This window comes from Peribacillus sp. ACCC06369 (assembly GCF_030348945.1).
Classification (GTDB): Bacteria; Bacillota; Bacilli; order Bacillales; family DSM-1321; genus Peribacillus.
In genome coordinates, this window is sequence record NZ_JAUCEN010000002.1 from 3,447,776 (window position 1) to 3,462,452 (window position 14,677).

At 41.9% G+C, this 14,677-nt stretch carries 15 protein-coding genes; 3 read left to right on the forward strand and 12 right to left on the reverse strand.

All coding sequences use genetic code 11. The annotated features are described in order from the left end of the window. Positions 1–189 precede the first annotated feature (189 nt). Positions 190–1,008 (reverse strand): phytoene/squalene synthase family protein, encoded by an 819-nt coding sequence (locus tag QUF78_RS17560; RefSeq protein WP_289325674.1) that lies wholly within the window; start codon positions 1,006–1,008, stop codon positions 190–192. A 72-nt stretch (positions 1,009–1,080) separates the two neighbouring features. After that, a complete protein-coding gene (gene rnz / locus QUF78_RS17565; RefSeq protein WP_289325675.1) occupies positions 1,081–2,013 on the reverse strand; it encodes a ribonuclease Z in 933 nt (310 codons plus the stop codon). A gap of 228 nt (positions 2,014–2,241) precedes the next feature. Between rnz and zwf the strand changes: the two genes are divergently transcribed. Further along, complete coding sequence (gene zwf, locus QUF78_RS17570; protein ID WP_289325676.1) at positions 2,242–3,741, forward strand: glucose-6-phosphate dehydrogenase; 1,500 nt, start codon at positions 2,242–2,244, stop codon at positions 3,739–3,741. 46 nt (positions 3,742–3,787) lie between these two features. Here the strand turns inward: zwf and QUF78_RS17575 are convergent, their stop codons facing one another. After that, entirely contained in the window at positions 3,788–3,949 is a 162-nt protein-coding gene (locus QUF78_RS17575) for a hypothetical protein (RefSeq protein WP_289325677.1), read from the reverse strand. Positions 3,950–4,252: 303 nt separating this feature from the next. On the opposite strand from QUF78_RS17575, the gene QUF78_RS17580 reads away from it, so the two are divergent. Continuing rightward, complete coding sequence (locus QUF78_RS17580) at positions 4,253–4,426, forward strand: asparagine synthase (RefSeq protein ID WP_289325678.1); 174 nt, start codon at positions 4,253–4,255, stop codon at positions 4,424–4,426. Between the two features lie 119 nt (positions 4,427–4,545). Here the strand turns inward: QUF78_RS17580 and gndA are convergent, their stop codons facing one another. The 5 genes from gndA to mce form a co-directional block, all read right to left on the reverse strand. Next, positions 4,546–5,958, reverse strand: a complete 1,413-nt coding sequence (gene gndA / locus QUF78_RS17585; protein WP_289315740.1) for an NADP-dependent phosphogluconate dehydrogenase — start codon at positions 5,956–5,958, stop codon at positions 4,546–4,548. A gap of 41 nt (positions 5,959–5,999) precedes the next feature. Beyond that, entirely contained in the window at positions 6,000–7,274 is a 1,275-nt protein-coding gene (locus QUF78_RS17590) for a DNA polymerase IV (RefSeq protein WP_289325679.1), read from the reverse strand. A 577-nt stretch (positions 7,275–7,851) separates the two neighbouring features. Then, complete coding sequence (locus QUF78_RS17595) at positions 7,852–8,973, reverse strand: tripeptidase T (protein WP_289315736.1); 1,122 nt, start codon at positions 8,971–8,973, stop codon at positions 7,852–7,854. Between the two features lie 225 nt (positions 8,974–9,198). Further along, a complete protein-coding gene (locus QUF78_RS17600) occupies positions 9,199–10,749 on the reverse strand; it encodes an acyl-CoA carboxylase subunit beta (protein WP_289325680.1) in 1,551 nt (516 codons plus the stop codon). Continuing rightward, entirely contained in the window at positions 10,746–11,171 is a 426-nt protein-coding gene (mce, locus tag QUF78_RS17605; protein WP_289325681.1) for a methylmalonyl-CoA epimerase, read from the reverse strand. The genes QUF78_RS17600 and mce overlap by 4 nt, the downstream gene beginning before the upstream one ends. A gap of 167 nt (positions 11,172–11,338) precedes the next feature. On the opposite strand from mce, the gene prli42 reads away from it, so the two are divergent. Beyond that, positions 11,339–11,434, forward strand: coding sequence for a stressosome-associated protein Prli42 (gene prli42 / locus QUF78_RS17610; protein ID WP_156404416.1), 96 nt, complete (start codon positions 11,339–11,341; stop codon positions 11,432–11,434). Positions 11,435–11,476: 42 nt separating this feature from the next. Here the strand turns inward: prli42 and QUF78_RS17615 are convergent, their stop codons facing one another. The 4 genes from QUF78_RS17615 to QUF78_RS17630 all read right to left on the reverse strand — a co-directional run bounded on the left by QUF78_RS17615 (position 11,477) and on the right by QUF78_RS17630 (position 14,579). Beyond that, positions 11,477–11,992 carry a L,D-transpeptidase gene (locus tag QUF78_RS17615; protein ID WP_289325682.1) on the reverse strand — a complete coding sequence of 172 codons (516 nt, stop codon included), beginning with the start codon at positions 11,990–11,992 and terminating at the stop codon, positions 11,477–11,479. Positions 11,993–12,023: 31 nt separating this feature from the next. Beyond that, on the reverse strand, positions 12,024–13,013 hold the full coding sequence (locus QUF78_RS17620; RefSeq protein WP_289325683.1) for an aromatic acid exporter family protein: 990 nt from the start codon (positions 13,011–13,013) through the stop codon (positions 12,024–12,026). A gap of 191 nt (positions 13,014–13,204) precedes the next feature. Next, entirely contained in the window at positions 13,205–13,927 is a 723-nt protein-coding gene (locus tag QUF78_RS17625; RefSeq protein WP_289325684.1) for an amino acid ABC transporter ATP-binding protein, read from the reverse strand. Next, positions 13,920–14,579, reverse strand: coding sequence for an amino acid ABC transporter permease (locus QUF78_RS17630; protein WP_289325685.1), 660 nt, complete (start codon positions 14,577–14,579; stop codon positions 13,920–13,922). Before QUF78_RS17630 ends, QUF78_RS17625 begins: the two co-directional genes overlap by 8 nt. Between the last annotated feature and the right edge of the window lie 98 nt (positions 14,580–14,677).

Genomic DNA, 14,677 nt, shown 5'->3' on the forward strand with positions numbered 1-14,677 from the left:
TTTCCCCCCGCTTTTTTCTTATTTAATAACGACGCCAGCTTTTTAGCTTTTATGTCCTAAATTATAATCGTTTAGTCCCAATTATTCCAATCTATTTTTTAACTTTTTAGAATTTTTCGAGTTTTAATTGTAAAACATCAAAAAAGCTGCTGTGAAAGGGGATAACTTTCACAGCAGCTAAATGGAATATCAGTGTTCGACTACTTGGTTAACAATTTCGGTAACTGTAGCACGATCAATTTTTTCTTTGCCTTCTTTCAAGGCCTTCAATGTGGCTTTTGCCAATTCCAAGGGTATTTTACAGAATTGGATGATCTCTTTCGTTTCAATCTCCCCAATGTAGGCATCGGCTAATGTAAGATTATGTTCCGTATGGGCAAGCATCTCATCGAAACCCCAGCCATCCGGATAAAAGTTCACACCACGTTCTGCATCTTCCTCACGGTTACGCAGGATATTGACCGTTTGGAGTCCACGGCCAAATGCGATGGCAAGTTCACGGTCCGTTTCCGTTCCATCATACCAGTTCCACATATCAGACAGCATGACTCCAACCAAACCCGCAACATAATAAGTGTAATCATCGAGCTCTTCCTCATTATGGATTTGCCAATCTTTCTTAACCCACTTGGCCATGCCTTCGGCCATTTCCTTTGTCGACTCCAGGACTTTGGCTTTTGCACCGGGAGGACAATATTGAATCCAGTCCGAAAGAAGCAGGGTCACGTCGGGCAGTTCATCCTTATATGGTTCAAATAACGATTGAAGTTCTTCTTCCCTATAATCCGCCCCAAGCAGCTCACTGAGATCCTGTAACAGGGAAACCTTAATATCAGCAGGAAGACCAGGGTGATCCTCGATCTCATCGATGGCGCGCATGCAAAGGTATGCTGCTCCAATGGCCTCCTGTAATCCCTTTGGAAGATAGCTTATTGGTATGAAAAAAGTCCGGCTTGTTTTTAAGAGAAAATCCATTGCTTTAGTATGTAGGTTACTTTGGTCCGTCATATTTACACTCCTTTAAATATCCAATGAACAATTGATTAATTATATCAAACATCAGCATCGATTTCAGCTACCCTATTCCTCTGAATATAAAGGAACTTTAATGGTCATTAAATCTTCTGCCATGATCGTGTTTGCAAAGATCGCTTCGCTTTCCGCTTTTAACCTCTCCGAATCCTCTGGAGTATACCGTGAGCTGATATGGGTAAGGATTAGATGCTTAGCTCCCGCTTTCAAAGCCGTTTCTGCAGCCTGAACCGTGGTCGAATGATAATAGGCGGATGCCATTTCAGATTCTTCCGCTGAAAATGTAGCTTCATGAACAAGGTAATCCGCCGATTCAGCAAGAATGAGAGCATTGCTGCATACTCGTGTATCACCAAGAATCGTGATGACCCGGCCTTTTTGCGGAGCACCGAGATAATCCTTCCCATTTAGGACACGGCCATCATCGAGACTGACCGTTTGTCCATCTTTCAATGCTTTAAAAAGCGGACCCGGCTTTACACCTTCTTTTAGCAGCCGGTCGACCAGTAAGCTTCCCGGTCGATCCTTTTCCACAATCCGGTAACCGATACTGTAAATGCCATGATCAAGCGACATCGCCGTCACAATGAATTGTTCGTCCTCAAATACTACGCCTTCCTCTATTTCAATGATCTCCAATGGATATTTCAAATGAGTGCCACTCACCTGTAAGCTCGTCTTAATAAATGCATCTATGCCATGTGGACCATATACGGTCAATTTTTCCAGTCCGCCCTGAAAAGATCGGCTGCTTAAAAACCCAGGGAGTCCAAAGATGTGATCACCATGCAAATGGGTGATGAAAATTTTTTCGATCTTTCGCGGTTTGACTGCCGTTTTTAAAATTTGATGCTGCGTCGCTTCACCACAATCAAATAACCAAACCTTCCCCCGCTCTTCCAATAATTGAAGAGCGATTGACGTCACATTACGCGCTTTAGCCGGAACGCCAGCGCCTGTACCCAATAAAACAAAATCCACGATACTACCTCCGTTGCAAATACTTTATGACTTAACTATAGCATAACCAAGGTGCTCTTTCATTTATGGTCCATTAAAACTGAAACCAAATTAATCTTTTAATGAAATATGAGAAAAAATGCGCAAATTGATTGCTTTGAGGGAAAGCTAAACGTAAAATTAGAAATTGGTACACATTCGGGAATTCCAACTTTATAGACAGATTTAAGGGAAAGTTGAGGTTTTAACATGACAGAAAACAATAAACCCACAGCATTGATCATGATTTTTGGTGCTACCGGAGATTTAGCGAAAAGGAAATTGTTTCCTTCCATATATCGACTATTTCAAAAAGAGAAAATCAATAAATTCGCTGTCGTTGGAGTAGCAAGGAGACCATTGACGAACGAGGAGTTTCAAACAAGTGTCAAGGACTCCATACTTACGTTCGGACATGCGGAAGAAAAGGTAGACGAATTCATTTCCCATTTCCATTATCACTCCCATGACGTAACTAGCTCGGAATCATACCTTCAGTTAAAAGACATTGCCGAAAAATTAGACGGACAATATCAATTAGAAGGAAACCGGATCTTTTATTTAGCGATGGCACCCGAGTTTTTCGGAACGATTGCCGAACAGATTAAAGCTCAAGGCCTGACTAACTCGAATGGATACAAGCGCCTGGTCATAGAAAAGCCATTTGGACACAGTTTCGAAACCGCACAAAAATTGAATGAGCAGATTCGGACTGCCTTCGCTGAAGATGAAATCTACCGTATCGATCATTATTTAGGAAAAGAAATGGTTCAAAATATTGAGGTCATACGTTTTTCAAATGCCCTTTTCGAACCGCTTTGGAATAACAGATATATATCTAACATCCAGGTTACTTCAAGCGAAACACTTGGCGTTGAAGAACGTGGGCGTTATTATGAAACTAGCGGTGCCCTAAGGGATATGGTCCAAAACCATCTGCTGCAAATGGTTGCCTTGCTTGCCATGGAGCCCCCAATCGCTTTGACAACCGAAGAGATCCGAAGCGAAAAAGTGCGGGCTTTGCGTTCACTTCGCCCAATGAAAGTGGAAGAAGTCGATCAATACTTCGTCCGCGGCCAATATGGTGAAGGAACGGTAGACGGTCAAACACTTCCGGCATACCGCAATGAACATAACGTAAATCCCGAATCCAACACAGAGACCTATGTTGCGGGCAAATTGATGATAGATAACTTCCGTTGGGCCGGTGTACCTTTTTATATCCGTACCGGTAAGAGAATGGATGTCAAATCAACGAATATCGTTGTTCAATTCAAAGATATCCCAATGAATTTGTATTATAAAACGGAAGAAACGTTGAACCCGAATCTTCTCGTAATCCATATCCAGCCAGACGAAGGCATCACACTATACTTAAATGTCAAGAAATCCGGGACGACATCCAATACAAAGCCAGTGAAGCTGACCGTATCCAACAAAGGGATCGAACACATCAATTCTCCCGAGGCGTATGAAAAGCTATTGTTTGATAGTATGCGCGGCGATGCTACAAACTTTACGCACTGGGACGAGGTTGCCCTCTCATGGAAGTTCGTCGATACCATTTCCAATGCATGGGAGAATACTAAAGAAGAGTCTTTCCCTAACTATGAAGCAGGATCCACAGGTCCACTTGCATCCGATGAACTCCTGGAAAAGGATGGGCATATTTGGTGGCAAATCAAGAAAAACAAAAATAATGATGATTGATTAAATAAAGAAGGGATACAGATTTGAATCTGTATCCCTTCTTCATTCATGAAACACTCTTCCTGACCAATTTCTTCCTGATAATACGAAGCATTTCCTTGGGCTTGGACATTGCTTCATCCATTTCTGAATTAAGCCAAAATGAAACACCAAATTCTAAGGCAATGAAAAATAAAAAAATGGCTACAGCCAACCAGATGATGAACATCTGTCATCCGCTCCTTCTCTCTCTTATCTGCCTACTGTATCCTACGGTTCGTCCATGGCTCTTCATGTTTATATTTCTTTTTCCGCAGGTGTTTAAACCTAAAAGGCCTGGATGAATGACATCCATCATACTACCATTTCCATAAAAAAGGTAAATCAATTAGCACTATTTACAATTAGTTCATTTTTACCATTTTGACCCTTTTATTCTCTTTATAAAAAAAGAATGCTGAGGTCTTGCTGAGGTTACACTAGAGAAGGTGATATTAAGGCACCACTAACTTCGATGTGGAGGGATTAAACGATGGACATTCGTGAAGGATTAATTCCAACAGCCTTGGGCACAGCCGTGACAGCTGCGGGCTATGCAATGAAGCAGAACAGGCGCTCAAACAAAATGGTAGCTAATACGGTCTTTGGTTTCGGTTTGGCACATGTTGTATTAGGGGTCATTGACCTTGTAGAGCATCGGAGATAGTAAAAGAGAGGGCGCATTGGGGCGCCCTCTCTTTTTCTGTACATAAAAGTTCCTTCAATCGATGAATACAAAAAAAGCCGGCTTGAAAGGAAATTTCCTTATAAGCCGGCTTGAACTTTTTATTTTTCCATCCATTCGGTATGGAACGTTCCCTCTTTATCAATGCGTTGATAAGTATGAGCTCCAAAATAGTCACGTTGAGCTTGAATTAGGTTAGCTGGCAGCGTTTCTGTACGATAGCTGTCGAAATAAGCAAGAGCTGATGACAAGCAAGGAACCGGAATTCCGTTCATCACTGCCGTTGACACTACTTCACGTAAAGCTCCTTGATAGCTTTCAACGATTCCTTGGAAATAAGGATCTAGAAGAAGGTTGTTCAAGTTCGCTTCACGATCGTACGCTTCCTTGATTTTTTGTAGGAATTGTGCACGGATGATACAGCCGCCACGGAAAATCATCGCGATTTCCCCATATTGCAAGTTCCAGTCATTTTCTTCTGATGCTGCTTTCATTTGTGCAAATCCTTGTGCATATGAACAAATCTTGCTCATGTAAAGTGCTTTACGGATATTTTCAATCAAAGCCTTTTTGTCACCAGTAAATGATTCGGCTTTTGGACCGCGAAGGATTTTACTCGCTGCAACACGCTCGTCCTTGATTGCTGAAATAAACCGGGCAAATACGGATTCTGTAATGATTGGAAGCGGAACACCAAGATCAAGCGCACTTTGACTTGTCCATTTCCCTGTACCTTTTTGGCCAGCTTTATCTAAAATGACATCGACCATCGGCTTGCCAGTTTCTTCATCATATTTTTTGAAAATATCAGCAGTAATTTCTATTAAATAGCTATCAAGTTCCCCTTCATTCCATTCAGTAAAGACTTCATGGAATTCTTCAGCGGATAGTCCCAGAAGATTTTTCAAAAGGAAATAAGATTCGGAAATCAACTGCATGTCCCCGTATTCAATACCATTATGTACCATTTTCACATAATGACCTGCTCCATTAGGTCCGATATATGTACAGCAAGCATCACCATCGACCTTAGCTGAAATATCCTTCAAGATAGGTGCAACCAGTTCATATGCTTCTTTTTGACCTCCAGGCATGATGGATGGACCTGTCAGAGCTCCTTCTTCCCCTCCTGACACGCCTGTACCGATGAAATGGATGCCAAGCTGGCTTAATTCCTCATTACGGCGCTGAGTGTCTTTGAAGAAGGTATTCCCTCCATCAATAACGATATCACCTTTATCAAGTAACGGTTTTAACTGCTCGATTGTTGCATCTGTTGCAGCACCAGCTTTAACCATCAATAAAATTTTACGTGGCGTTTCCAAAGAATCGACGAATTCTTCAAGCGTATAAGTGGCTGTTACGTTTTTGCCTTCCGCTTCCTTCATCATTTCGTCCGTTTTTGACCCTGAGCGATTAAACACTGAAATCGAATATCCTCTGCTTTCAATATTAAATGCAAGGTTTTTGCCCATTACAGCTAGTCCGATAACGCCAATCTGTTGTTTTGTCATGATCATCTTTCCCTTCTCTATATCTTTACACAGCTTATACGCTATTCTTTGTCAAAAGAATCATCATGCCTTCTGGATTGCTCAAAGAAATCTTTGCTGAAGCTAGTGTCTATTCCAATCGAACGGTTCTTCAAGGGTAATCCCTTTTTAATAATATTTTCTCCGTACTTATTTTGCAAGTGTTCCATCGCTTCATACAGAGGTTCTTTTTCTGCATCCTCTTTAAAGGAGAAAATATCCAGTTGCTTGAAGGCCGACTCTTTTTCGATGACATCATAGGCAGTGACACCAAGAAGCCTGATTCCTTCCCCATTCCAATTTTTCATAAATAGTTCGGTAGCTACATCCAAAATATCCTTTTTTTCAAAAACTGGATTAGGAACCGTTCTGCTTCTCGTTATAGTGCGTCGGTCTTTATAACGGATCGTCACACCAATTTTTTGACCAAGCAGGCGTTTATTTTTTAAACGGACGGCTACCTTACCGGAAAGCTTTTCCAATACACCGATCAGTTCTTTTTGATTGGTGGTGTCATGTGGAAGAGTTGTCGAGTTCCCAATGCTTTTATGATCAAAAATCGCTTCGGGATCGACAACCCTCGGATCGTTTCCATTAGCCCTATCTTTCAAACGGATGCCATTGATCCCAAGAAGCTGTTTCAGTTGATGATCATTGGCGTGTGCAAGGTCCCCGATCGTCATTATGCCAATAGTATGAAGCTTTTCCGAGGTCTTATCCCCGATGCCATGCATTTCGCCGACTTGTAAAGGCCAGAGCTTTTCCGGAATATCCCTTTTCCTAAATACGGTGATTCCCATAGGCTTCTTCATATCTGAGGCAGTTTTGGCCAAAAATTTATTAGGGGCAATCCCGATGCTGCAAGGGAGATCCATCGTATTATAAATTCTTTCCTGAATGCTCTTGGCTATATCTAAAGGTGAACCCAATTCGGCGCATTCACTAATATCCAGATATCCCTCATCTATCGAAACCGGTTCAACCATCTCTGTATATTGCCTTAATACATCGAAAATAGCCAGTGATGCCTTTCGATAACGCTCGAAATTCGGTTTCTGGATGACTAATTGAGGACATAGTTTTTTCGCCTGCCAAATCGGCATGGTCGTTTTAACCCCGAACTTCCTTGCTTCATAACTGCAAGTGACGATTATGCCTCTTCTCTCTTCAACATTGCCTGCTATGGCAAGCGGTTTGCCTTTCAATGAAACATCATATGACATTTCCACTGAAGCATAGAAACTATTCATGTCTACATGGAGAATGACCCTGCCATTTTTGGGATACATGTCCTTCATGTTTGACCGTCACATCCTTGTAAAAATAAAAAACACCGGATAATAGGGTCAATAAAAAAAACCATTCCTTTTAAGATACCCCTATTTATCTTTGGTAATCACTGTAAAAGTGCTCCACTCCAAGAAAAACAGCCATCATGTCATTGATGACTGTACATATATTCCTGCAATACCTGAACTCCTTCAAAAGATGATACGAGTTTTTGCGGATCAATGATCGTAATCAAACGGCTACCCACATTGGCAACACCCTGCATATATTCAGTTTTTAGATTGCCTAATTAGCCTATCCGTTCAAAGGGTATATCCTTTAAATCAAGTATTTCACGGTCTGCCTGGACAATGGAGGGGATTCCACCTTTAATGTAATCCACCTCTGTTCATCTACCGATAGCTGATTTACCTGGATATAATACCTCATTCATATCATCAGTGGTTACAATTCATTCCTGACTTTGTCATGCCAGCAACAAATCCTGGAAAGTGGGAATCAAAGTAATGCATCATTTTTCTCGTCGGTAACCTGCTTCGATATATCCAGGAAATTCTTCCCCACTCCTGTCATTTTCCGGGTTGATTATTCCCCGGATACTTCTTTGATGATACTGACAACCATCTCAGCAAGCTTCGTTAATTCCTCAACTGGAATTCTTTCATTCGTAGTATGGATATCTTCATAGCCCACTGCGAGATTGACAGTAGGAATCCCAAAGCCTGCAATGACATTTGCATCGCTTCCGCCGCCGCTTTTAACCAACTCGCATGGACGGCCGATTTTCTCTGCTGCCTTTCTTGCGATTTCGACTACATGGTCACCAGCCCCATATTTAAAACCAGGATACATGACGTTAACTTCAACTTCGGCACGCCCGCCCATTTCAATAGCGGCAGTCTCGAATGCCTCTTTCATTCTCGCTACCTGTTTTTCCATTTTTTCAGGAATCAAGGATCTTGCTTCTGCAAGGATTTCAACATGGTCACAAACAATATTGGTTTGCTGTCCACCCTGGAAACGTCCGATGTTGGCTGTCGTTTCCTCATCGATTCGGCCTAATGGCATTCTAGAGATTGCTTTTGCAGCGATCGTAATAGCCGAAACTCCTTTTTCTGGAGCGACACCAGCGTGAGCGGTCTTGCCTAAAATTGTCGCAGACACTTTCGCCTGAGTAGGTGCAGCAACGACGATATTACCCACTTTTCCATCACTATCAAGTGCAAAACCGAATTTAGCCGTTACAAGGGAGCGATCCAATGCCTTTGCTCCAACCAAGCCAGATTCTTCACCGACTGTTATGATGAACTCGATTGTTCCATGCTCGATATTCTGTTCTTTCAACACTTTAAGCGTTTCTAACATGACCGCTAATCCAGCTTTGTCATCAGCCCCTAAAATGGTCGTTCCGTCTGACACTATGTATCCATCTTTGATGGAAGGCTTGATTCCGTTCCCAGGAACAACCGTGTCCATATGGGAGGTGAAATAAATGGTATCTACGCCTTCTTTCATTCCTTTTAAAGTACATACTAAATTGCCTGCACCATGACCGGTAACTGCTGTTGTATCATCTTCAAAAACCTCTACACCCAGTGCCCCGAATTTTTCTTTCAGCACTTTGGCGATGGCTGCTTCATTTTTCGTTTCGGAATCAATTTGCACCAATTCCATGAATTCACTAACTAAACGTTCTTCATTAATCATAAAATAAAACCTCCAAAAAAGTTTTCCTCTTTAATTATACTTCTAAAAGCAGCGCCCCGGCAAATAATGTGAAAATGAAGAACCCCGCTTAATGGTCATTTCCCTCCCAAAAGGTCGTTTTAAACTGGTGAATGATGACTTATAAATGATTTCCTTTAATCATGATTTCTTCCCAATATGGAAAAGAGCCCAAAATAGATTTATTTTAGGCTCCTTGCAGTTGGATCACAACGGGATATTGCCGTGTTTTTTCCATGGACGTTTTTCTTTTTTGTTGCGAAGCATTTCAAGTGATTGAATGATCTTAATCCTTGTTTCACGGGGATCAATTACATCATCTACCATTCCAAGGCTCGCAGCAACATATGGATTGGCGAATTTCTCTCGGTACTCTTCTATTTTAGCTGCACGGGTCGCATCTGGATCCTCACTATTTTGAATTTCACGGGCAAAAATGATATTTGCCGCTCCAGCAGAACCCATTACCGCGATTTCGGCATTTGGCCATGCAAACGTTAAATCAGCACCGATGGATTTACTATTAAGGGCCACATAAGCTCCTCCGTATGCTTTACGCAGAATGATCGTCAATTTTGGGACTGTTGCTTCTGAATAAGCGTATAGTAGCTTTGCACCGTGACGGATAATCCCGCCATGCTCTTGTTTAACGCCCGGAAAGAACCCTGAAACATCTTCAAACGTAATTAACGGAATGTTAAACGAGTCACAAAAACGAATAAAACGGGCAGCCTTATCAGATGAATCAATATCCAGTCCTCCTGCCAATACTTTTGGCTGGTTGCAGACAAGCCCCACTGATTTCCCTTTGATTCGCGCTAAACCAATCACTATGTTCTTCGCAAAGCCCTCTTGCACTTCCATAAAGGAATCTTCATCGACAATTTGCTCCAATACTTTCCGAACATCATATGGACGGATCCCTTCATAAGGGACTACATCCGTTAAGTCCGGACGGTAGTCATCGCCTACGTCCGCTTCCAAAACGGGCGGCTTCTCTTCATTGTTTTGTGGAAGATAGCTCAGGAGACGTCTAACGTCGGCCAATACTTGTTCTTCTGTTGCTCCCTTGAAATGCGCATTACCGCTTATGGTATTATGAACAGTCGCTCCACCCAACCCTTCAGATGAAATCTTCTCACCCGTTACCGTTTCAATGACTTTGGGTCCTGTTATGAACATTTGGCTCGTTTTTTCAACCATGAAGACAAAGTCGGTTATGGCTGGGGAATATACGGCCCCGCCAGCACAAGGTCCCATAATAACCGAAATCTGTGGAATGACCCCTGAATAAATGGAATTCCGGTAAAATATTTGGCCATATCCGTCAAGCGAAACTACGCCTTCTTGAATACGCGCCCCACCAGAATCGTTCAAACCTATGAAAGGGGCTCCATTTTCCGCTGCTAAATCCATAACATTGGCAATTTTCAGAGCATGCATTTCACCGAGTGCACCGCCAAATACAGTAAAGTCCTGCGAAAACAGGTAAATGTCGCGGCCGTTCACCTTTCCGTAACCGGTGACAACCCCTTCTCCCGGCCCTTCTTCCTTTTCCATGCCAAAATTGGTATTACGGTGTTTGATAAAAGGATTAAGCTCGATGAAAGTACCTGGATCAACTAAAAGTTCGATTCTTTCCCTTGCGGTAAGTTTGCCCTTATCATGCTGCTTGTCGATCCTTTCTTCTCCGCCGCCCATCTCCACTTTTCGGCGTCTATCATATAAGTCATTGATCGTTTCATATATGTCTGTCATTCCTGCTCCTCCTTTGATTCGGCTCGTTCACAAAGCTCATATAATACACCCGCGGTAGACTTGGGATGAACGAAAGCAACATCTGCATGGTGCGCTCCCTTTCTTGATGAATCATCAATCATGCGCAATCCCGATTCTTTAATTTCTTTAATTCGATCTTCGATACGATCGACGCCAAGCGCCACATGATGAATACCTTCACCGCGTTTTTCAATGAATTTGGCGATTGGACTTGAAGGTGATAACGCTTCCAACAACTCCAAACGGGTATTGCCTGCCAAAATAAAGGCCACTTTTACGCCTTGGTTCTCCACTATCTCAATTCCTTCAAGTTTCAATTTCAGCGTTTCCGTGTAAAGTGGCAAAGTCTCATCAAGTGACTTGACGGCGATCCCGATATGATCGATATTTTTTATCATCATTCAAACCCCCATGCTATGTATTATTGGATGACTCCATTTAAACACTACTAATCTTGCATTAAAGTCTTTTAAGATTCGGAATAATATGAACATTATACTTTTACTTGTTTCTACTAAATGTTCAAGTTAAAATGAAATCAATTAAACTGTTTTGAGGGAGAGAGCATATGGGAAACAAAAAAATAAGAAAGATCGTCGTGTATTTAATGCTTATCTCAATGTTATTAATGAGCTTATTATCAGGTATCGCATTTCTTTTGTAAAAGACATCGTAATGGGGAGGGGAGCAAAAAGCTTCCCTCTCCTTATTTTATCGCCCCGTTTTTCTTTGCCAAAGTTTTGAAATCCTCGTTTGATATGGTAATCAACACCTTAGTGCCGATAGGGACTTTTTCGTACAAACGCTCTACATCGGATTTATGCATCCGTACACAGCCATTTGAGATGTATTTACCTATTGATGATGGCTGATTCGTACCATGAATGCCGTAAATCCTCCCATCGGTATTTCGTGCATCGAATCCAATCCACCGCGACCCCAGAGGGTTTCTGGGATCGCCGCCGGGAATATTCTTTTTACGGTAATAGGGGTTGACCGCTTTTACTTTAACCGTGAAAATCCCTTCAGGTGTCAGTTCCTGACTCTTTCCCGTACCGACCGACAGTATCTCCTTGACCTCGTTTTCATCAATGAACGCCAATTTATTGTTGGCTTTATTGATGATGATAAAAGGATCGCCAGGCTTAACCGATTGAGGTTGGGCATGTACCTGAAGCGGCCACAAAGATAGCATAAGCAACAAAGAAAGGATCCATTTCATTCGTATCAATTCCTTTACCTTTTTGCTTAGTTTAAGCCAAGTGCCTCTTTTTCATTCGGTTGCTGGTCGGCTTGGGTAACCCCTTGAAGGAATGCTTCAATAATAAATAGCGTTCCATTTCCTTCATGAGCTGCAGTAATGCGGCCCTGGATACGAACTCTTCCCGTGTCTGCGGCAGTGCCATTCCCCTAAAATGAATCTCCATTTCTTCAAGCTTCTTCAGATAAAGAATGGCCGTATTTTGTGGATGGACGTTTTCTGCCAGATCTTCTATAAAATCAGCCACTATCCCGCTTTGCTTGACGACCAATGGAATATTCGTGACTAGGGGAAGAATTCGTTCAATGATTTCAAATTGCTTTTCACGCATTTTGAAATAATGGTAATACAGGTCTTCTTCCCTTAAAAAATGATTTTCCACGTCCCTGAAGGCAAGGCTTTTGGCTTGATTAAGAAGATTGGCTGTTTCAGTAATTTCCTTACCATCCCATGTGTGATCATTATCCCTTAAATAGCGGACAATCCCCATCAAGATCGCACTAAAGTTAGTTTCGATACGTTCCTGATAGGCAAGCAGTTTCTTATCGACACTGGGCATGTACAGATTCATGACAAGCGCCACTCCAACACCAACGGCAATTAATATCGTTTCATTGATCAGCAGTGAAAAAGTGATGTCGCCCGACCCATATAGGTGCATGATGATGACGCTACTCGTCACAATCCCCTCATTAATCTTCAAGGCAACTGTTGTTGGAATGAAAATCAAGAGAATCAATCCTATTATCAGTGGATGGAACGCGATGAACTGAAACATTAGGGATGAATAGGCCATTGCGATCAAACAAGCTAAAAACCGGTGCCAGGAGGCATACACCGACTTCTTTTTCGTGACTTGAATGCATAAGATCGTAATGATTCCCGCAGCAGAAAAATACTCCAGGTTAAGCATTTGTGCAATAATGATTGCCAGGGTAACCCCCAAAGCAGTTTTAATCGTTCTGTATCCGATTTTAAACATTGTTATGTATCACCTGGCTCTTTCGCTCTCTATTATAATACTATCAGGAATTCAGATATTTTCACAGTCCTTTGCGAATGAAATTTCCAATTATTCAAAAGACACACTCAAAAATACATTATAGGAATAAAATAAAAAAAGGTAACCTAAACGTTACCTTTTTTTCATAATTATATACTATTTGCTTTAGCTTATAAAACTTTTTCCAAGAAGTCTTTTGCACGCTGGCTTTTCGGATTGGAAAAGAATTCTTCCGGAGCACTTTCCTCAACGAGCAGACCTCCGTCCAGGAATAAGACACGATCGGCCACTTCTTTGGCAAATCCCATTTCATGCGTTACGATCAGCATGGTCATCCCTGTATGTGCCAGTGACTTCATAACCTCGAGCACTTCTTTTACCATCTCGGGATCAAGAGCAGAAGTCGGCTCATCAAAAAGCATTACTTCCGGGTTCATTGCCAATGCCCGTGCAATGGCGACCCTTTGTTTTTGCCCGCCTGACAGACGATTCGGATAAGCTGATTCTTTGTCGGCCAAACCGACTTTAGTCAATAGCTCACGAGCTTGTTTCACTGCCTCAGCCTTTGATAATTTTTTCACCTTCATAGGTGCATATGTCAAATTCTCCAGTACGGTTTTATGAGGAAATAAATGAAAATGTTGAAATACCATCCCGACATTTTCACGCACTTTCATGATATTGGTCTTTTTTTCAGTGATGATTTGATCTTTAAATCTAATTTGACCATCAGTTGGAGTCTCGAGCATATTGATACAGCGCAAGAAAGTTGATTTTCCCGAACCGGATGGGCCGATGATCGCCAACACTTCACCCTGCCCTATCTCGGTGCTGATTCCTTTTAATACCTCAAGCTTACCATAATTTTTTTTAAGTTCATCAATTTTAATCACTGCGCCTCATTCTCCTTTCAATCACTTTGCCTAAGATGGTAAGAACCATGACCATCACATAATAAATGAGTCCGGCAAATAAAATCGGCTCGAAGAATTTATATGTCTCACCGCCGACAATATAAGAACGACGCATGATATCCCCTAATCCAATGATTGTGACAACCGCTGATTCCTTCGTTAAGGAAATCAATTCGTTCACAAGGGAGGGCAGGATATTCTTGATGGCCTGCGGAAGGATAATATTGAGCATCATCCCTGAATAGGGAACCCCAAGTGCAAGTGCTGCCTCGCGTTGCCCTTTATCGACCGCTAAAATCCCCCCCCTGATAATCTCGGAAATGTATGCCGCAGAATTTAACCCGAATGCTAAAAATGCTGCTTGGAATGCTTCGATTTGAATCCCTAATATTTGTGGTGAACCAAAATAAATAAGCATTAATTGAAGCACTAAAGGGGTACCGCGGAAAATGGATGTATAGAAGTCAGCAATCCAATTCAAGGGCTTGATTCTACTGATTTTTAGTATAGATAATAATATTCCCAAAACAAAACCGATTACAGCCGCAACCGCTACAACTTTTAATGTAGTCGGTATTCCCTCCAAGATATATGGAAGGGAGGGCATAATCCTATCAAATTCAAGATTCACTCCATTCATCCTCTCTTATGAAGGCCGTTATCCCAGGCCTTCCTCCTGCTTCATTTTAATAACAATAAAGCGCGGAAAAACGTTCAGAAGGCATATTG